Origin of the sequence: Chryseobacterium tongliaonense (assembly GCF_041224435.1) — a bacterium.
GTDB lineage: Bacteria > Bacteroidota > Bacteroidia > Flavobacteriales > Weeksellaceae > Chryseobacterium > Chryseobacterium tongliaoense.
The window spans coordinates 571,093-592,286 of record NZ_JBGFFD010000001.1 but is presented as its reverse complement, the minus strand read 5'-3'; the positions used below and the strand labels follow the sequence as shown (position 1 = coordinate 592,286).

General features: G+C 38.8%; 14 protein-coding genes. All 14 read left to right on the top strand.

The window, feature by feature from the left end; all coding sequences use genetic code 11:
• Positions 1–119 precede the first annotated feature (119 nt).
• The 14 genes from AB8P06_RS02800 (at position 120) to AB8P06_RS02735 (ending at position 21,187) form a co-directional block, all read left to right on the top strand.
• Positions 120–1,955 (top strand): T9SS type A sorting domain-containing protein, encoded by a 1,836-nt coding sequence (locus AB8P06_RS02800; RefSeq protein ID WP_369837564.1) that lies wholly within the window; start codon positions 120–122, stop codon positions 1,953–1,955.
• A 220-nt stretch (positions 1,956–2,175) separates the two neighbouring features.
• Entirely contained in the window at positions 2,176–2,571 is a 396-nt protein-coding gene (locus tag AB8P06_RS02795; RefSeq protein ID WP_369837561.1) for a hypothetical protein, read from the top strand.
• Between the two features lie 178 nt (positions 2,572–2,749).
• Positions 2,750–3,013 carry a hypothetical protein gene (locus tag AB8P06_RS02790; protein WP_369837558.1) on the top strand — a complete coding sequence of 88 codons (264 nt, stop codon included), beginning with the start codon at positions 2,750–2,752 and terminating at the stop codon, positions 3,011–3,013.
• A 126-nt stretch (positions 3,014–3,139) separates the two neighbouring features.
• Positions 3,140–4,639, top strand: a complete 1,500-nt coding sequence (locus tag AB8P06_RS02785) for a GH3 auxin-responsive promoter family protein (protein ID WP_369837556.1) — start codon at positions 3,140–3,142, stop codon at positions 4,637–4,639.
• 69 nt (positions 4,640–4,708) lie between these two features.
• Positions 4,709–5,071 carry a hypothetical protein gene (locus tag AB8P06_RS02780; protein WP_007847320.1) on the top strand — a complete coding sequence of 121 codons (363 nt, stop codon included), beginning with the start codon at positions 4,709–4,711 and terminating at the stop codon, positions 5,069–5,071.
• A gap of 93 nt (positions 5,072–5,164) precedes the next feature.
• Entirely contained in the window at positions 5,165–6,400 is a 1,236-nt protein-coding gene (locus AB8P06_RS02775) for an MFS transporter (protein WP_369837553.1), read from the top strand.
• Positions 6,401–6,489: 89 nt separating this feature from the next.
• Positions 6,490–8,574, top strand: a complete 2,085-nt coding sequence (locus AB8P06_RS02770; RefSeq protein WP_369837550.1) for an FIDD domain-containing protein — start codon at positions 6,490–6,492, stop codon at positions 8,572–8,574.
• A gap of 115 nt (positions 8,575–8,689) precedes the next feature.
• Complete coding sequence (locus tag AB8P06_RS02765; RefSeq protein ID WP_369837547.1) at positions 8,690–10,756, top strand: FIDD domain-containing protein; 2,067 nt, start codon at positions 8,690–8,692, stop codon at positions 10,754–10,756.
• 156 nt (positions 10,757–10,912) lie between these two features.
• Positions 10,913–12,493, top strand: a complete 1,581-nt coding sequence (gene dnaB, locus AB8P06_RS02760; protein ID WP_369837544.1) for a replicative DNA helicase — start codon at positions 10,913–10,915, stop codon at positions 12,491–12,493.
• A 69-nt stretch (positions 12,494–12,562) separates the two neighbouring features.
• Complete coding sequence (gene rnhA, locus AB8P06_RS02755; RefSeq protein WP_369837542.1) at positions 12,563–13,039, top strand: ribonuclease HI; 477 nt, start codon at positions 12,563–12,565, stop codon at positions 13,037–13,039.
• Between the two features lie 167 nt (positions 13,040–13,206).
• Positions 13,207–15,468: an FIDD domain-containing protein gene (locus tag AB8P06_RS02750; protein ID WP_369837539.1), complete on the top strand. Its 2,262-nt coding sequence runs from the start codon at positions 13,207–13,209 to the stop codon at positions 15,466–15,468.
• A gap of 207 nt (positions 15,469–15,675) precedes the next feature.
• Positions 15,676–17,940, top strand: a complete 2,265-nt coding sequence (locus tag AB8P06_RS02745; RefSeq protein ID WP_369837536.1) for an FIDD domain-containing protein — start codon at positions 15,676–15,678, stop codon at positions 17,938–17,940.
• Between the two features lie 237 nt (positions 17,941–18,177).
• On the top strand, positions 18,178–20,436 hold the full coding sequence (locus AB8P06_RS02740) for an FIDD domain-containing protein (RefSeq protein WP_369837533.1): 2,259 nt from the start codon (positions 18,178–18,180) through the stop codon (positions 20,434–20,436).
• A 124-nt stretch (positions 20,437–20,560) separates the two neighbouring features.
• Entirely contained in the window at positions 20,561–21,187 is a 627-nt protein-coding gene (locus AB8P06_RS02735) for an NAD(P)H-dependent oxidoreductase (RefSeq protein ID WP_369837530.1), read from the top strand.
• Positions 21,188–21,194 lie beyond the last annotated feature (7 nt).

The following is a 21,194-nucleotide window of genomic DNA, read 5'->3' as shown; positions in this document are numbered from 1 at the left end:
CCAACATACCTGTTAATAATTTCGAAACTCACAAATGAAACAGATAAATGAAATATAATTATCAATCATATTGAATATATTTTGTAATTTTATCACAATAACCTAAACTCAAATATAATATGGCTAAAAAATTATTCTTTTTAGTAAACATCTTCCTTTTCAATTTTACAATGGCTCAAAATAATTTTGAGTATCTAAGATCCTGGGGAACGTATTTCGGGCCCGTAGGCGGAAGATCATGGACTTCACTTTTCGACACAAAATCTATTCTTTTCGATTCGCAGGATAATATTTATGTAAAAGGTTTCGTTACCGGAATCCTCAGCTACAATACTTCTTATTATCAGCAATTCAGTGTGGGAAACGGACAGCCTTACTCATTCGGTACCGGCCCTTATCCACAGTCTGTTTACAATGCCAAGTTCAATTCTGCAGGAAATCTTTTATTTTATGAATATGACCAGTTTCACCCTAACATTCCGGGCACTTATCAGAAAGAGCTGATGTATATTGATGCTCAGGACAACAAATATTACCAGTACCATTCCGGTGGCAATCTTCCGGTATCTGCCACTCCCGGTGTATGGATGACAACCACCTCAACATACCCTTCCGTAATACTGGCCAAGTATTCTGCAAACAACACCCTTACCTGGGCGACATATCTTCCTTCTCTGTCAAGAGTAACCGTTGACGATTCTGAGAATGTTTATATTTCAGGCCTTACCTATTCGGCGCAGAATATTACCACTTCCGGAGTTTTTCAGGAAAACTACCAGATCATGACCATAAACGGAGTTCAGATCCAAAACGGGTTTCTGGTAAAACTGAATCCGAGCGGACAAAGGCTTTGGGGAACGTATTATCCGGGCTATGGTTCATCTATTCAATATCACAACAACGCGCTTTACATGATGATAGGCCAGGAATTTGCTTCCAATCAGATTTCAATCCCGTCACCGGGAGCCTTTCAAACAGCCAAATCCTCCGGCGCTATTATGAGAATGAATGCCAACACAGGAACCAGAGATTGGGGAACTTATTATGGTGCAGGCTTCGGGCATAACGGTATGACCAATTTTGAAGTCAACGATACCGGTTTATATATCGCAGGAAGAGACCTCATCACCAACGATCCGACAATGAACAGTAATAATTATTATGGTACGCCGGGGAGCCATCAACCTCAGATCTCCGGATCCGGCGATATTTTTCTTACTAAATTTGATCATTCAGGAAACAGAATATGGAGCACTTATATAGGAGGAACGGCCTGGGAAACTTCTCAGGGATCTCAAAAACCCTTGGCCATTGTAGGCGATGATATCTATGTCTGCGGTTTATCTTATGGAACGGGGAGTAATATGGCAACTCCAAATGTTTATCAGCAAAGCCCGCAACAGAACACCAGTAATTCATCAAACCACTTTTTTGCAAAGTTCAATTCGAACGGAGCACTTCAATGGAGTTCCTATTACGGAGGAACCAGTGAGAAATTTAATGAGCCCATCAATATAGCCATTCACAAAACCTCCTTATATCTTTATGGAGAAACTACAGCACAAAGCGGATATGCTACCTCCGGATGCTGGCAGCCCCAGATCATCGATCCTGATCCTACTCTTACGGGATCTGAAAAAAATGTAACGTTTCTTGCCAAGTTTAACATCAAGACTCTGGGAACTTCCGAAACATCACAGTTTAACAATCTTATCCTTTATAACAACCCTAATAATGGAAACTTCATCATTAAAGGTGATATTTTAGAAAAAGAAAACTGCAGAATGAGTCTATATGATGCTTCAGGAAAACTCATCTACCAGGAAAACCTTGCTAAGAATAGTAAACAGAAATTTTCGCTTCAGAACCTTCTCAGCAATGGAACTTACTTTATAAGCATCACCGGAAAAGCCGGAGACCACCTGAAAAGTTTTAAAATGACCGTTAAAAAATAAATCACTGATCTTACTCCCTTATAAAAAAACGGTTTCAAAAGTTTGAAACCGTTTTTATTTTATTCAAAAATACACATCTTCAAAGAATTAAAAGAAACTCGTTATTATTCATAATTTTTTGCCAAAAATTTTTAATTAAAAGTTAAAAAAACCTTCATATCTACCACATGGCACAATGTTGGAAACTTTAACTCTACTAAACCTTTAAAGAAATAAAATTATGAAAAATGCAATTAAAATCTTAGGAATGCTTTTGCTGGTGTTCTTTACTGTGACTTCATTATCATCTTGCAGCGATGATGATGACCCTACCAATAACGACTTCTTTGCGGGAACTTATCGTGGAAGCATCTCTTATAATGACGGTGGCTCTACGAATATAAGTACGGATAACGGAAGTGTATTTGTAACTAAAATTGCAAGTGGTACGAAATACAATTTTGCTTTCTCAAACAGTATTCCGGATCTTAACGGAATCCAGTTTGAACAACAAGGTGACCACACATTGGTTATGGTGGGTTCCAATGCAACCTCATATATCAGAATTGATAATGATGAATTGAAAATCTTCTTTGCAAAAGACGGTAAAACATGGACCGCCAATTGTACACGTTAATAACAACCCAACTATTCATACCAAAACCTGTCTTCATTTTGAAGGCAGGTTTTTATTTTTCATTACCACCTTTAATATTTTTTTAAGCAGTAATAAACTTTAGTTAAGTTTCTAAAAGCTAATATTTTCAGCTTAGTTTTTGTATACCTTTAATCAACGAAAACAAAGAATAGTCACTATGAAAAAATTATTATCAGCAATGTCATTAATCTTAGGATTAGGTCTTGCAACTGCTCAGCAGACAGCTCCTTCAACAAGCGCTGCCCCTCATCAAACTACAAAAACAGTAAAAGCGACCAGCCCGAAAACAGTAAAACCGGCTGCAACGCCAGCTCCCGGAGCCAAAATGAAAAAAGACGGAACCCCGGACAAAAGGTATAAGGAAAACAAAATGCTTAAAAAGGATGGTACCCCGGATAAAAGGTACAAAGCAAACAAGTAAACTAAACATATAGTTGTTATTTTCATAATCAAATTTCGAAGAACCGGTGAGTGCAATCATCGGTTTTTTTTGCTCATATTGAATTAAAATACGATCAGATTCTTCAGTTATTTATAAATTTGAAGCATGTTAAATTTCCTCAAGAAAAATATAGCGTTGGTTTGGGCAAAAAAGCATGTTCAAAAAACTGAAGAGTTCAAAAGAAATTCAGAAAAGGATCAGGAAGAATTGCTTTTATCTTTGGTGAATACTGCAAAAAAAACACTTTTTGGCAGGGAACATGATTTTGAAAACATCCGTTCTGTTAAAGACTTTCAGGAAAGAGTTTCCGTTGCAGATTATGAAGACCTGAAACCTTATATTGAAAGAGTAAAAAAAGGCCAGGCTAATATTCTTTGGACCGATACTCCGGAATATTTTGCAAAAACATCAGGTACTACTTCAGGATCAAAATACATCCCTATTTCCAGAGAGGGAATGCCTTATCAGATTGCAGGTGCTCAAAGCGCACTGTTTCATTACATCGCCAAAAAAAACAATGCTGATTTTGTACAGGGGAAAATGATCTTCTTACAGGGAAGCCCTGAAATGGAAGAGGTATACGGAATAAAAACAGGCCGGCTTTCCGGAATTGTGGCCCATCACATTCCGAATTATCTTCAGAAAAACCGTCTGCCAAGCTGGGAAACCAATATTATGGAAGACTGGGAGGCTAAGGTTGACAAAATCGTAGCCGAGACCGAAAAGGAAAATATGACTTTAATTTCCGGGATCCCGCCGTGGCTGATCATGTATTTTGAAAAATTAACGGAAAAGCACGGAAAGAAAATCAAGCAGCTTTTTCCGAATTTACAGCTTATCGTTACCGGCGGTGTCAATTACGAGCCTTACCGGGATAAAATGGAAGATCTGCTGGGCGGAAATGTAGATATTGTACAAACATTTCCGGCTTCCGAAGGATTTTTTGCTTTTCAGGATGATTATACCAAAGAGGGATTGCTGCTTTTAACCAATCATGGAATTTTCTATGAATTTGTTCCGCTGGAGGAATACGGCAAGCCTGACGCCAGGAGATTGACTTTAAAGGATATTGAGCTCAATAAAGATTATGCTTTGATATTAACTACCAATTCCGGTTTATGGGCCTATTCTATTGGTGATGTCGTGAGGTTTATCGATAAAAACCCGCATCGGATTTTAGTAAGTGGAAGGACAAAGCATTTCACCTCTGCTTTTGGAGAACATGTAATTGCATTTGAAGTGGAAGAGGCCATCAAAGCGACTCTGGAAAAATTTCCGGCTCAGGTTACGGAATTCCATCTCGCGCCACAGGTAAATCCGGATGACGGACTTCCTTATCATGAATGGTTTATTGAGTTTGAAAAGGGACCTGAAGATTTGAATGCATTCCGAGATGAGCTTGACCTGCAGTTGAGAAAACGTAACACATACTATGATGATTTGATTTCAGGGAATATTTTACAGAAACTCCACATCTCTGTGTTAAAGAAAAACGCTTTTCATGAATATGCCAAATCGCAAGGAAAACTGGGTGGACAAAATAAGACCCCGAGATTGGCCAATGACAGAAAAATCGGAAATTTATTAGAAATTTACAAACTTTAAACACATTTTTTTAATTCCGGAAACGTATATTCGAAAAAAATTATAAATTTGGAAAACTAAAAAATAATAATGAAAGCATCTGTACTTTTAAAATCATCTTTATTGACTTCTCTGTTTGTAATTTCATCTTGTGCTACTACAAAATACAGCGAGGATATTTCGAAAAATGATTATTCTAATTTACAAGCCGGAAGAACGTATGTTGTTACCATGAAGGACGGCTCAAAAAACCAAAGAATGCTGTTCCGTAATGTAGATGGCGATAATCTTATCGGAACGGCCGGAAAGAAAGACAGTACAGAAGTGATCATTCCAAAATCCAATGTATCGGCAGTAAGAGACAGCAGAAGAGCCAGAACTACGGCAGGTGCTGTGGTGATTGGCGCAGCAGGTGTTGCCGCATTGGTTTTAAGCTCTTCAAGAGCGGACTAAAATAGATTTTATCTTTTGGTCTTCATTTGATTTATCATTTAAAAAGACGATATATTGATAGCCTTAAATAAATATTTAGGGCTATTTTTGTGCATGATTTCTTTTACGCCGTTAAAAACATTGCAGAATGTTGAATTTAGGAATCTTCTTACGGGAAGATTTTTTATCGTTTTAGCCTTTAGGATGCTTGCTACTTTATTGGGATGGTGGGTGTATCAATTAACAAAAGATCCTTTTTCAATAGGTTTAATAGGTTTATCAGAGGTAATTCCTGCGGTAAGCTGCGCCTTGTATGCAGGCCATGTTATTGACATGAATGAAAAAAAGAGACTTCTGCTGATCTGCAATTATGCCTATGTTTTTCTGATCGGTTTATTGCTAATTCCTGCTTTTCTTAACGTGGAAATGCATTTTACAGGACATCAGATCACCTATTTTATTTATGGTGTTATTTTTTTTACGGGTATTGCAAGGGCTTTTATCGGGCCTATTGTTCCATCTATGATTCCGAAAATTGTAAAAAAAGAAAATTTGCCTAATGCCGTCACTTTAAATCAGGCTACCTTTCTTATTTCTTCGGTGTGTGGCCATGCTGTCGGGGGATTTCTTATCGGTTTTTTTGGCGTAAAATGGACTTTGGTGGTTATTATTTCATTAATTATAATTGCTTCTTTGTTTTTCTGGCAACTCAAAAAACAGTATTCTGAACATAAGAAAGAAAATGTAAATGTTTTTGAAAGTATGCGTGAAGGGATTTCTTATATATTTAAAACCAAAGAAATTTTAGGGGCATTATGCCTTGATATGTTCGCTGTACTTTTCGGAGGCGCTGTTGCAATGATTCCGGTATATGCCACTGATATTTTAAAAGTAGGCGCTGAAGGCTTCGGACTGCTGAATGCGGCTTCAGATATAGGTTCCATGTGTATTATTACAACTTTATCCATTATCCCACTGAGAAAAAACCAGGGAAAAATTTTATTGGGTGTTGTTACCGGGTTTGGTCTTTGCATCATCGGCTTCGGACTGTCTAATCTCTACTGGCTTTCATTTATGTTCTTAGTATTGAGTGGAATGCTTGATGGGATTTCAGTTGTTATCCGGGGGACCATTGTTCAGCTTAAAACTCCGGATCATATCAGAGGAAGGGTCTTGAGTGTGAATTCAATATTTATCATGTCGAGTAACGAAATGGGACAGTTTGAGAGTGGATTAAGTGCAAAGCTTCTGGGTGTCGTTCGCTCAGTAATTTTTGGAGGCAGTATGACAGTACTTATCGCATTACTTGTAGGAACTACAAATCCTAAACTTAGGAAAATGCAATATTAAGTATATATCTTTCGTTCTATTAAATTAATCATAAAAACTTCAATTAAAGATTAATAATTTTTTATATTTGCTGTATAAAATTTCCCCTTATGAAAAAACTTTTACTAATTTTTCTGATGATTTTTTATCAGATATCATACGCTCAAGAAGATTGTGCAACAGCAATCGCCGTCTGCGGAAACTCTGATATCAGTTATACCCCTTCAGGAATAGGCGCCGTAAACGAATCCCCTCTGGGTGGATGCCTTTCCACAGAACATCACTCTGCATGGTATTCTTTTACGATTGCTACAGGCGGAACACTGACGTTCTTAATTAACCCCACAGGTGACGTAGATTATGACTGGGCTGTATACGGACCTAACAAAACCTGCGCAACCAAAGGAACTCCGGTAAGATGTTCTTATGCAGGAGGCGGGTATGCATTATATCCTCAGACCGGTCTTAATATGACCTCTACAGATACTACTGAAAATGCCGGTGGAGACGGTTTTGTAAAATACATGGATGTATTACCTGGAGAAACTTATTATTTATACATTGACAATTTCTCTGATACGGTATATACATTCAACCTTGTATGGGGTGGAACGGCTACTTTGGCTTCTCCTTTTACCGATCCTACGATCCAGCCACATCCGTTTATTCCACCGGGAATTCCTGCAGCTAACCCTGCAGATCCAAGAGAAGTGATCGTATGTTCAAACCCTGCAATATTTGATTTCAGCACATTAACAGCAGGTATTCTTAATGGAAACCCTAACTTCAATGTATCTTATCACACAAGCCAAAATGATGCATTAACAGGAAACAATCCTATTACAGCTCCGATTCCTGTAGGCATGACCGCTACTTATTATTACAGCATTACCTATTCTGATCCTGCCAACCCGAATAATCCTATCAACAGATGCAGACAGACAGGAAATTTCAAATTCAAAGACGGATCTATCACGGCAAATGATGCTACCTTAACGGAATGTAATAATAACAATGCAGGAACTGCTGTATTTGATTTAACAGCTGCGAATGTGATTGCCGATCCTACGGCAACTTTACAATATTATCCTTCGATGAATGACCTTAATGCCGGGACAAACGAAATAACGTTACCTATGGCTTATACGTCTTCAACCGGAGTAGTATATGTAAAAGTAACTTCTCAATACGGATGTACCGATACGGCAGTAATCACATTAAGCTTCTACCCTGTGGTTGTAGTCAATGAAGCTACCCTGAGATCATGTTTCATTGAATCTAATCCTTCAACAGCTTCGTTCAACCTTACTGCTGCAGGTGTGACCACTCAGCCGGGAGTTACAAAAACATATTACCCGTCTTTAACCGATGCGATCAATATGACCAATGTAATCGGAACCCCTTCAGCTTATATCGCTCCAAACGGAGTGGTGTACGTAAGAGTGACTAATGGAAACGGATGTTATACTATAGCAAAAGTGACTCTGATCGTTTTACCACCGGTAAAATCTACTGTTCTTATCGATAAGATCATCTGTATGGAAGATACGACCACTCTTGATGCAGGACCCGGTTTTGACGGATATGAATGGAGCACCGGAGCCACTACCCAAGCTATCAACAATGTGGGTGTGGGAACTTACTGGGTAAAATTAAAAACAGGAGAATGTTTCACCACTCAAACGGTAAAAGTTTACCCTTCCGAGCAGCCTGTTATTACCAATGTAGATATTACCAATAACAGCATTACGGTAAATGTAATCGGAGGAACACCGCCATATAAATACTCAATCGATAATATCAACTGGCAGGATTCCAATACATTCTCAGATCTTCCGAGAGGAGATGTTCATATTTATGTGAAAGATGATTATGATTGTGATCCGATCGATATTACGGTTACTGTTCCTAACATGATCAATGTGATCACGCCAAACAGTGATGGAATCAACGATGTGATTGATTATTCAGCATTGGCTTATAAACAAAACCTGATTATCAACATTTATGACCGATATGGTAACAAAGTACACCAGGCCGACAAAACAAACGGCTACAAATGGGACGGAACAACCAACGGAAGTAAAAAAGTACCTACAGGAACTTACTGGTATTCTGTAACCTGGAATGAGAATGATAAGAAAAGCACTGCTTTCAAATTCTCAAGCTGGGTATTGGTGAAAAACAGAGAGTAATTTATATCTTAAAATAAAAAACCGCTTTTCAGCGGTTTTTTTCCTTTCAAAATGAGTAATAATTCTATTATTATCATTATTTTACTTAATTTTGTTACATAAAAATCATTTTAAAATGAGAAAACTACTACTTCTTTTTATTGTATTCTTATCTCAATTATATTTTTCGCAATCCGACTGTATATCAGCGATTCCCGTATGCGGAAATTCCGACATTTCATATACCCCTTCCGGGTCAGGAAATGTACAGGAAGATTTATCAAATCCCGGATGCTTAATGCAGGATGAAAACTTCTCGGTATGGTATTCATTTACAGTAGCCACTTCGGGAACTCTGGTATTTACGATTGATTCGAACAATAATCCGGACGATTACGATTTTGCAGTGTATGGTCCTAATGCCAACTGTGCTGCCTTAGGTGCACCTATAAGATGTAACTATGCAGGATCAACTCCTACAGGAAATACGGGTCTTGAACTTACTCCTACAAACTCTCCTTACTGGAGCCCGGCCATGGATGTAATCGCAGGAGAAACCTATTATCTGATTGTTGATAATTTCCTGAGCACATCTAACGGGTTTTCTTTGACATGGGGAGGAACAGCAACGTTAACGTCGCCATTTAATGATCCGGCATTGACTCCTAATCCTTTCATCACTCCTGGTGTGCCTGGTCCGACCCCGGATTCTCCTAATGAAATTTTAAAGTGCGCACTTCCGTCTCCTTTTGATTTCAATACCCTTACTCCCGGTATTTTAAATGGAAATCCAAACTTCACGGTTACTTATCATGACAATACCAATGATGCTATTACCGGAGACAGCCCGCTTCCGAATCCTACCATAATAAACGGAACGACGATCTATTATTACAGATTGAAGTATCAGGATCCAACTAACCCTAACAACCCTGTCAATGGATGCTTCCTTACCGGGAAATTTAAATTCAAGCAGGGAAATATTATAGCGAGAGATGCCATTTTGTTTGCATGTAATAACAACAATGCAGGTACCGCTACCTTTAATCTTACGGAAGCAGATACATTTAACGAGCCGGGTGCTACCAAAAAGTACTACCCTACATTGAATGACCTGAATGCGGGAACCAATCAGATCACTAATCCTACGGCTTATGTTTCAGGTGAAAAAACAATATATGTAAAAGTTACTTCTTCCGAGGGATGTTCCGATGACGCTGAAATTCAGTTAAAATTCCATCCGCTGGTAGTCGTGAAAGATGCAGTTTTGGAATCTTGTTATATAGACACCAATATTATAACGGCAGCATTTGACCTTACCTCTGCAGACGTTACAAGCCTGACAGGAACAACCAAGAAATTCTATACCACTTTTGCCAATGCAATGAGCGGAACCAACCCAATCGGTAACCCATTGGTATATATCACTGTAAGCACGGACGTTTATGTAAGAGTAACAGATGAGAATCACTGTTTCTCCATTTCGAAAATTACCCTTAAAGTTTTACCTCCTGTAAAATCTGCCGTTCTTAAAGATGTAACCATCTGCGCGGAAGATACCACCACTCTTGATGCCGGACCTGGTTTCGACGGATACGAATGGAGCACCGGAGCTGTTACGCAATCAATTACCAACGTTGGAATAGGCGCGTACTGGGTAAAATTAAAAACAGGTAAATGTTTCACGTTACAACAGGTAAATGTACACCCGTCTCAGCAACCTGTAATCACTACTATTGATATTTCAAACAATACAATCACTGTAAATGTTTCAGGGGGTACTGCTCCTTACAAATATTCTTTAGACGGAATCAACTGGCAGGACTCCAATGTATTCACAGGTCTTCCGAGAGGAGAAAACAAAATATATGTAATTGATTCTTTCGACTGTACACCGGTGGAAGTACAGATTACAGTTCCAAATCTGTTGAACGCCATTACTCCAAACGGAGATAACGTGAATGATTATATTGATTATTCAGAATTAGCCTACAAGAAAAACCTGATCTTCATTGTATATGACAGATATGGAAACAAGCTGTATGAGGCAGACAAAATAAGAAACTTCAGATGGGATGGTACTTCCGGTGGTAAAAAAATCATCACAGGAACATACTGGTACACCATTTCATGGAATGAAAATGATAAAAACAATACCCAGACCAAATACAGCGGCTGGATATTGGTAAAAAACAGAGAATAATTCTCAATTATATTAGCAAATTAAAATCACCTCAATTTCGGGGTGATTTTTTTATCAACATATTTTATCTTTTGTTGACAGTATTTTAAGTCTTTTCAGCAATAATTTGTTAATTACTATTTTCCGATTATTTTTTAAATAAACTATATTTGCACCATGGCGCAGAAAGAAACATTATCATCTCTTACGCATGGAAACTTCGCGAAAGAACTGTCGATTGCAGATGGAAAAATGCCTCCTAATGCAGTAGATTTCGAAAGACTGGTTATAGGAACTTTTTTAATTGATAAAAAAGGGCTTGATCATTCCGTAGATTTGCTTACTCCGGAAGTGTTTTACGATCCCAGACATAAGGTGATTTTTGCAACCATCTTAAAGCTATATGAAGGAAACCAGCCGGTGGATATTATGACCATCATCCAGGACCTGAAAAAAGAAGACAAACTGCTTTCGGCAGGTGGTGATCACTATATTATCGACCTTACAATGGGAGTAAGCTCATCTGCCCATATTGAATACCACGTAAGAGTTATTCTTGAAAAATATATTTTAAGAAGTTTAATCAACGTATCTGCCAACGTTATCGATTCTTCATATAAAGAATCTACCGATGTATTTGAACTTCTGGACAAAGCAGAACAGTCTTTTTTTGAAATTACCAACGGGACCATCAAAAAGGGATTTGATACAGCCAACTCTTTGGTGAAACAGGCGATTGATACCATTAAATCCTTAAAAGACAAGCAGGGACTTTCCGGAGTACCTTCAGGATTCAGGGATATTGATAAAGAAACCGGAGGATGGCAAAATTCCGACCTTATTATTATTGCAGCCCGTCCGGCGATGGGGAAAACCGCATTCCTTCTTTCAATGGCAAGGAATATTGCAGTAGGACATAAAATCCCGATGGCACTTTTCTCACTCGAGATGGCATCAGTACAGCTTATCACAAGGATGATCGCATCCGAAACAAGAATATCTTCAGAAAAATTAAGAAAAGGAACTCTTGATGATGAAGAGTGGCAGAGATTATTCTCCAATGTATCCGAGCTGGAAAACGCACCACTTTTTATCGATGAAACCCCTTCGCTATCCATATTTGATTTTCGTGCAAAATGCCGTAGACTGGTAATGCAGCATGGGGTAAGGCTGATCATGGTCGACTACCTTCAGCTGATGACAGCCGGAGGAGGAAAAGGGACCGGAAACCGTGAACAGGAAATCTCTATGATATCCCGTTCATTAAAAGCAATCGCTAAAGAATTGAACGTTCCTGTAATTGCTCTTTCCCAGCTTTCAAGAAGTGTGGAAACACGTCCGGGAAAAAGACCTCAGCTTTCGGATCTTAGGGAATCAGGAGCGATTGAGCAGGATGCAGATATCGTATCTTTCATTTTCAGACCAGAATATTATAAGATTTCCGTGTGGGATAATGATGAAGAGGGACAGGAAACCTCAACTGAAAACCAGGCAGAATTAATTATTGCAAAACACAGGAACGGTGCTACAGCAGATGTAAGATTGTCTTTCTTAAAACATTTTGCAAAATTCGGAGATATTGAAGCCGCATTAGATGGTGGCGGCTATCCTTCCAATTTCGGATCGAATGAGCCGAGTGGTTTTGATAAGATAAAAACTACGATACAACCAGGTGCAGCCTTTGACCTGCCGGATAACTCACAGCTTTCAGGATCTTCAATGAATGATTTTGATGATGATGACGATTTCCCATTCTAAATTTAAAACTAAAATTCAGCCCTTAACAATCTTCATTGGTAAGAAAAGTTAATTGCATATCAATACATCTTGAAAATAGAAATATATACTGACGGAGCATGCAGCGGAAATCCCGGAAAAGGAGGATATGGAATTCTTATGCGTGTACCCGAAAAAAATTATCAGAAAACTTTTTCTAAAGGATTCAGGAAAACCACCAACAACCGGATGGAGCTTCTGGCTGTCATTACCGCTCTGGAAAAACTGAAATCAGAAGAAAATGACATTCATGTTTATACCGACAGCAAATATGTTGCAGATGCCATTAATCAGAACTGGATCTCAGGCTGGATAAAAAGAGGCTGGAAAAATGTGAAAAACCCGGATCTGTGGCAAAAATTCATTCCCCTGTACAATAAACATCAGCCGAAAATGCACTGGATAAAAGGACACGCCGGGCATTTCGAAAATGAATTATGCGACAAACTAGCCGTTGCAGCAGCTGCTTCTGCCAATCTGGAAGTAGACACTTATTTTGAGAATCTTGACCAGAATTCACTTTTCTGATTAATTTTGAATAAATCTAAAATTACCCCACTCCCATTAACCATTTCATTAAACAAATTAACTTTCATTAAAAATTAATTAATATTTACTGCAAAATTAACACATAATACACATTTATTACTTAGGATTTAATATCTTTACGCGTCTAATTTTAAGTATCCTAATAAATGAATAAAAAATTACTGTTTTATTTTACTATTATTCTATTTTTCCTGTCAGGACAGCTTTTTTCACAAACCTATCAACTTACAGGAAATCCCGTTAACACCACCGGATGGACCGTCGTTCCTTCAGCTGCGGTGAACGGAGATGCCGTCGTACTTACCGAAGATCTTACAAACAAATCGGGAGCGATAAAATTAAACGATCCGATCAACCTGAAGTATTGTGATAAATGGAGAATAGAATTTGATTTCAGACTTGATGGAAATGGAACTTCTTCCGGAAGAGGAGACGGCTTCGCATTCTGGTATCTTCAAAACCCGCCTGTAGTAAGCCAGCTGGGTTCCGGATTGGGAATTCCGCAAAATGCAATAGGCCTTATGATCGGCTTTGACCTTTACAACAACACTACAGGGGGCCAGATGAATAAAGTGCACCTTGCTTATGGTGTAGTGCAGAATACGACCGACAACAATAATATTGAATATTTTAATACCGCCGGAAGTTCATTCCATTCTCCTGATCTTACAAGTACCATTCCTCTTGTCGGAGCAAATTTCAAACACGTGGAAGTAACCGGCGAAGTAGATCCTGCCACACCTGCAAACTGGATCGTTACGTTAAAGATCGACGGAAATACCGTGATTAACCAATCTTTTGCACCGGCTGGAGCAGCTGCTACAATGGGTGTGGGATATTTCGGGTTTTCTGCATCTACAGGAGCCGCATCAGTAAGAAGTTCCATTAAAAATGTAAAAATCTTTACCGATAAAGTTTCTATTTTACAAAATGCCATTACACAATCTTTCTGTCCTAATCCAACGACAGGGAACGGATCTGTAAATTTAACAACATTCAACTCTCAGTTTGTAAGCACTCCGGCCAACTATACCTTTACTTACTATGTTTTAGGCAGTTCAACGCCGATAGCCAACCCTGCCAATTATCAGTTCAGTGCCAATACTACTATTTCAGTTGTCGTGAAAGATAATGCAGGTGTTTTGTGTGACAATCCCGACGGAACGATACAACTGAATCTGGCACCATTCAATGCAACTGATGCCACTCTTCTGGAATGTAACAACAACAATACAAATTCCGCAGTTTTTAATCTTACAACAGCCAATGTAACTTCTACTACAGGGGTTACGAAAAAGTATTATAAAACGATGAACGATCTTACTGCAGGCACCAATGAGATCACCAATCCGTCAGCTTACACTTCAGGAGCAGGTGTCGTATTTGTAAAAGTAACGACTGCACAGGGCTGTACCGATACGGCACAGATTACATTAGGATTCTTACCTCAGGTGATATTAAATGATGCAACCATTGAATCCTGTTTTATTGAAAACAATACAACTTCGGCTGCGTTTAATCTTACTTCCGCAAATGTAACAACACAAACCGGGATTACTAAGAAATTTTACACGTCATTAGCCAATGCACTTAGCGGAACAAATGAAATTGCAAACCCGACAGTGTATGTTTCAACAAGCACAACAGTATATGTCAGGGTAACCAACACAACAGGCTGTTATACCATCGCCAAGATCAATCTTATTGTATTACCGCCGGTGCAATCAGCTGTTCTTAAAGACAAAGCCATCTGTATCGACGGAAGAACCGATTTAGATGCAGGTCCCGGTTTTGACGGATATTTATGGAGTACAGGAGCAACAACTCAGACGATTCAGGGGGTTCCGGTTGGAATTTACTGGGTCGAGCTGAAAACAGGAAACTGCATCACCACACAAATGGTAAAAGTAAACGCTGCTCCGCAACCTGTTATTTCAACTATAGACATCACAAATAATACAATTACCGTGAATGTAAATGGCGGAACACCTCCTTATCAGTATTCATTAGATGGTGTGAATTGGCAGGATTCAAATGTATTTACAGGGCTTCCAAGAGGTGAAGTCAAGGTATTTGTAAAAGATCATTACAATTGTGATCCTATTCACACACAGATCACAGTTCCTAATTTAATCAATGCCATCACTCCAAACGGGGATAATGTGAATGATTATATTGACTACTCCGCTTTGGCATATAAAAACAACCTTGTTTTTACAGTCTATGACAGATACGGAAACAAATTATATGAAGCTGATAAAATCAGAAATTATAAATGGGACGGTACGGCAAGCGGTAAAAAAATCATCACCGGCACCTACTGGTACACCATTTCCTGGAATGAAAATGACAAAAACAATACCCAGACAAAATACAGCGGCTGGGTACTGGTAAAAAACAGAGAATAATTTACAAAAAAGATCACTCCATTCGAAGTGATCTTTTTTTATAATCAGTCGGTCTTACTTTAAATAAATTTCAGGCTTTTTATTTCATTAAAGCTTTCAATACATCATTGATAAAATCCATCATATATATTAATTCTAACGAACGTTAGTTAATAAAAGATGAATATATTTGTAATATTAATAAAAAACTTAACCAACTTGCTTCAAATGAAAAAAACTCTACTCACTTATCTTTTTATCATTTTACTAGGCTTGTCAGAAAACTTACATTCCCAAACCTATCAACTTACAGGCAATCCTGTTAATACTACCGGATGGACTGTCGTTCCGGCCGCCACTGTAAGCGGAGATTTTATAAGACTTACAGATGACGTAGGCAACAGCTCCGGAGCGATAAAACTCAATGATCCGATCAACCTGAAATACTGTGATAAATGGAAAGTCGAATTCGACTTCAGAATTGACGGAAACGGAACCACCGGATTTAACCGCGGAGACGGTTTCGCATTCTGGTATCTTGCCAATCCGCCCATCACCAGCCAGCAGGGATCCGGATTAGGAATTCCTCAGAATGCAGTAGGCCTTATGGTGGGATTTGATATCTATAACAATACCACACAGGGACAGATGAGCAAAGTGCATCTTGCTTATGGTCTGGTTCCTAACACATCGGATACGAATAATATTGAATTTTACAACACTCCCGGAAGCTCATTTCACTCACCGGATCTGAACCCTACCCAGCCTTTTGTCGGAGCAACTTACAAACATGTAGAAGTAAACGGCGCAACCGATCTTACCAATCCTACCAACTGGATTATTACCATAAAAATTGATGGAGTTCAAATTGTTTCTCAATCATTTGCACCGGATGCCGCAGCTGCAGTCATGACACAGGGATACTTCGGTTTCTCGGCATCTACCGGAGGTGCATCAGCAAGGCATTCTATTAAAAACGTCAAAATTTTCATTGATAAAGTTCCTATTTTAACGAATACTGTAACTCCATTTGTATGTGTAAACCCTGCAACAGGAAGCGGAACGATAGATTTAACTTCATTTAATTCCCAGTTTGTCAATAACCCGGCAAACTATGTTATCACCTATTACGTATTGGGAAGTTCTGTACCGATTGCTAACCCAAGCAGCTTTCAATATACAGGGAACACAACGATTACCGTGGTTATTAAAGATCCCTCTTCTACATTATGTGACAACGGAGATGCGCAGATCATATTAAACCCTACTCCTTTTGCAGCGGATGATGCCACATTGAGCGGATGTAATAATAACAATGCAGGAACAGCCACATTTGATTTGACAACAGCAGCTGTTACAACCGTTGCCGGAGTTACCAAGCAGTTTTATCCAACGCTTAATGACCTCAACGCGGGAACTAATGAAATTTTAAACCCAACCAATTATGCTTCTGCAGCAGGTACCGTATTCGTGAAAGTAACTACACCTCAGGGTTGCGTGGATACTGCCCAGATTACATTAACCATTTTACCGGTTGTTGTAGTGAATGATGCCACATTAAGATCATGCTTTATCGAAAACAATCCTGCCACTGCGACCTTTAATCTTACCACTGCAGGAGTAACTACCCAAACAGGAATTATTAAAAGTTACTACCCTTCTCTAACCGATGCAATCAACGGAACCAATACAATCACAACCCCAACGGCATACACTGCCCCTAACGGAGTAGTTTATATCAAAGTAACCAACGGAAACGGCTGTTATGCTATTGCAAAAGTTACCCTTATTGTACTGGCACCGGTTTTATCTGCTGTTTTACAAGACAAGACGATTTGTATGGAAGATAAAACGACCCTGGATGCAGGACCCGGCTTTGCTTCTTATGAATGGAGCACAGGAGCAACAACTCAAACTATTACCAATGTTGGAGTGGGTGTATACTGGGTAAAACTGAAAACAGGAGAATGCGTTGCTACTCAAACCGTAACGGTATATCCTGCAGAACAGCCGGTAATCACCAATGTAGACATCTCAAATTCTACAGCTACTGTGAATGTAATCGGAGGAACACCACCATATCAGTATTCCCTTGACAACATCAACTGGCAGGATTCTAACATATTTACCAATTTACCAAGAGGAGAAAGTCAGATATTTGTAAAAGATGCTTATGATTGCGAACCAATCAATATTACAATTACTGTCCCTAACCTGATTAACGTAATTACCCCTAACGGCGACGGAGTAAATGATGTGATTGATTATTCAGCTCTGGCAGGTAAACAGAATCTTGTTTTCAGCATCTTTGACCGATACGGAGCAAAAATCCACCAGGGAGACAGGACTAATAAATACAAATGGGACGGAACCGTAAGCGGCAGAAGAGTCCCTACAGGAAGCTACTGGTATTCTGTAACCTGGAACGAAAGGGATAAACACAATACCCCTTTTAAATATTCAGGTTGGATATTGGTGAAAAACAGAGAATAGAACAGATTAAAATAAAGAATTAAAAGGATCACTCCATAAATAGAGTGATCCTTTTTTAATGAATTTTATTTCCGAAGAAAACATTAAACATTGTCATTTTTATTATGAAATTTAATATTTATTGAAAAATAACAACATCAAGTAGGAAATGAGTATATAATTAATATCATTTTAACGAATAAATGGTTAAAAAAATATAAATTTGCATTTATTAACAATTAAACAGCTTTGCTTCAAATGAAAAAAACTCTACTCACTTATCTTTTTATCATTTTAGTAAGTCTGCCTGGTACATTTCTATCCCAAACCTACCAGCTTACAGGAAATCCTGTAAATACTACAGGTTGGGATCTGGTTTCAAGTGGCGCCGTAAGTGGAGACTTTATACAACTTACCCCAGATCAGGGAGGCCAATATGGAGCTATAAAACTAGCCAATCCTATCAATCTGAGGTATTGTGACAAATGGAAAGTCGAATTCGATTTTAGAATTGACGGAAATGGTACTCCTCAATACGGAAGAGGAGATGGATTTACATTCTGGTATCTGGCAAATCCGCCGACAGGATTTGTATCAGGAGGCGGGCTTGGAATTCCGGCTAATGCATCGGGCCTTATGGTGGGCTTTGACATTTTCAACAACACCACTGAAGGACAAATGAGTAAGGTTCATCTTTTGTACGGAACCAATAACTCTACGAATAACAACATAGAATTCAATAATACCCCCGGAAGTACATTTCACTCACCGGATCTGAATCCTACCCAGCCTTTTGTCGGAGCAACTTACAAGCATGTAGAAGTAAACGGTGAGACTGATCTTACCAACCCTACGAACTGGATCATTAAAGTAAGAATTGACGGGGTATTGATCGTAGATCAATCTTTCACACCTTCCGGAGGCGCAGTAGGAATGACTCAGGGATACTTTGGTTTCTCAGCAGCCACAGGAGGTGCATCCGCAAGGCACTCTATTAAAAACGCCAAAATATTTGTAGATAAAGTTCCTATTTTAACGAATACAATCACTCCTTTTGTATGTGTGAATCCGGCTACCGGCAGTGGGACAGTAGATTTAACTTCATATAATTCCCAATTCGTTAACAATCCGGCGAACTATATTTTCACTTATTATGTATTGGGAAGTTCTGTACCGATTGCTAACCCAAGCAGCTTTCAATATACAGGGAACACAACGATTACCGTGGTTATTAAAGATCCCTCTTCTACATTATGTGACAACGGAGATGCGCAGATCATATTAAACCCTACTCCTTTTGCAGCGGATGATGCCACATTGAGCGGATGTAATAATAACAATGCAGGAACAGCCACATTTGATTTGACAACAGCAGCTGTTACAACCGTTGCCGGAGTTACCAAGCAGTTTTATCCAACGCTTAATGACCTCAACGCGGGAACTAATGAAATTTTAAACCCAACCAATTATGCTTCTGCAGCAGGTACCGTATTCGTGAAAGTAACTACACCTCAGGGTTGCGTGGATACTGCCCAGATTACATTAACCATTTTACCGGTTGTTGTAGTGAATGATGCCACATTAAGATCATGCTTTATCGAAAACAATCCTGCCACTGCGACCTTTAATCTTACCACTGCAGGAGTAACTACCCAAACAGGAATTATTAAAAGTTACTACCCTTCTCTAACCGATGCAATCAACGGAACCAATACAATCACAACCCCAACGGCATACACTGCCCCTAACGGAGTAGTTTATATCAAAGTAACCAACGGAAACGGCTGTTATGCTATTGCAAAAGTTACCCTTATTGTACTGGCACCGGTTTTATCTGCTGTTTTACAAGACAAGACGATTTGTATGGAAGATAAAACGACCCTGGATGCAGGACCCGGCTTTGCTTCTTATGAATGGAGCACAGGAGCAACAACTCAAACTATTACCAATGTTGGAGTGGGTGTATACTGGGTAAAACTGAAAACAGGAGAATGCGTTGCTACTCAAACCGTAACGGTATATCCTGCAGAACAGCCGGTAATCACCAATGTAGACATCTCAAATTCTACAGCTACTGTGAATGTAATCGGAGGAACACCACCATATCAGTATTCCCTTGACAACATCAACTGGCAGGATTCTAACATATTTACCAATTTACCAAGAGGAGAAAGTCAGATATTTGTAAAAGATGCTTATGATTGCGAACCAATCAATATTACAATTACTGTCCCTAACCTGATTAACGTAATTACCCCTAACGGCGACGGAGTAAATGATGTGATTGATTATTCAGCTCTGGCAGGTAAACAGAATCTTGTTTTCAGCATCTTTGACCGATACGGAGCAAAAATCCACCAGGGAGACAGGACTAATAAATACAAATGGGACGGAACCGTAAGCGGCAGAAGAGTCCCTACAGGAAGCTACTGGTATTCTGTAACCTGGAACGAAAGGGATAAACACAATACCCCTTTTAAATATTCAGGTTGGATATTGGTGAAAAACAGAGAATAAATACGGGAAAACCATTTTTCTATAAATAAAACCACTTCACTATTGAGGTGGTTTTTGTCTTATTTAGAAACAGATATTTCATTTTAAACCTGTTTTATTCAGCTTCAATGATTAAATTTGTCCTATGAATTATTTGGAAGCTTTAAGCAGAAGATATTCTGTGAAAAAATTTAATCACCAGCTTATTCCTCAGGAAACACTTCATAACATTCTTGAGTCGGGTAAGCTGTCTGCAAGCTCATTGGGTCTTCAGCCATACAAAATCTTAGTGGTGGAAAGTGAAGAAATGAAGCACAAATTAATTCCTGTCTTTTATAATCCGTCTCAGATTTCCACCTGTTCACATCTTATTGTTATTATTTCAAAAAAAACAATTGATGAAAACTACATCCGGGGATATTTCAGCCATATTTCGGAAGTAAGAGATATTCCGTTAGAAAAACTCGATCTTTTTAAAAACAGCATCAGCCAGCATATTACCCAAAAAACGCATGACGAAATTTTTAACTGGGCAGAAAAGCAATCCTATATCGTTTTGGCCAATCTGATGTATGCTGCAGCTATTGAAAATATTGACACCTGCCCTATGGAAGGTTTCCGCCAGGATTTGATAGAAAAAGTTCTGGACATTAATCCTGAGACAGAAAAAGTAACCGTCACCCTCGCTTTAGGATACCGCTCTGAGGAAGATCATTTCCAACACATGAAAAAAGTAAGAAAACCAAACGAAAAATTGTTTAAATTTATTTAATTATTTA

Coding starts and splice junctions, on each gene's coding strand:
- AB8P06_RS02800 (WP_369837564.1), top strand. CDS start 120: ATGGCTAAAAAATTATTCTTTTTAGTAAACATCTTCCTTTTCAATTTT.
- AB8P06_RS02795 (WP_369837561.1), top strand. CDS start 2,176: ATGAAAAATGCAATTAAAATCTTAGGAATGCTTTTGCTGGTGTTCTTT.
- AB8P06_RS02790 (WP_369837558.1), top strand. CDS start 2,750: ATGAAAAAATTATTATCAGCAATGTCATTAATCTTAGGATTAGGTCTT.
- AB8P06_RS02785 (WP_369837556.1), top strand. CDS start 3,140: ATGTTAAATTTCCTCAAGAAAAATATAGCGTTGGTTTGGGCAAAAAAG.
- AB8P06_RS02780 (WP_007847320.1), top strand. CDS start 4,709: ATGAAAGCATCTGTACTTTTAAAATCATCTTTATTGACTTCTCTGTTT.
- AB8P06_RS02775 (WP_369837553.1), top strand. CDS start 5,165: ATGATTTCTTTTACGCCGTTAAAAACATTGCAGAATGTTGAATTTAGG.
- AB8P06_RS02770 (WP_369837550.1), top strand. CDS start 6,490: ATGAAAAAACTTTTACTAATTTTTCTGATGATTTTTTATCAGATATCA.
- AB8P06_RS02765 (WP_369837547.1), top strand. CDS start 8,690: ATGAGAAAACTACTACTTCTTTTTATTGTATTCTTATCTCAATTATAT.
- dnaB (WP_369837544.1), top strand. CDS start 10,913: ATGGCGCAGAAAGAAACATTATCATCTCTTACGCATGGAAACTTCGCG.
- AB8P06_RS02750 (WP_369837539.1), top strand. CDS start 13,207: ATGAATAAAAAATTACTGTTTTATTTTACTATTATTCTATTTTTCCTG.
- AB8P06_RS02745 (WP_369837536.1), top strand. CDS start 15,676: ATGAAAAAAACTCTACTCACTTATCTTTTTATCATTTTACTAGGCTTG.
- AB8P06_RS02740 (WP_369837533.1), top strand. CDS start 18,178: ATGAAAAAAACTCTACTCACTTATCTTTTTATCATTTTAGTAAGTCTG.
- AB8P06_RS02735 (WP_369837530.1), top strand. CDS start 20,561: ATGAATTATTTGGAAGCTTTAAGCAGAAGATATTCTGTGAAAAAATTT.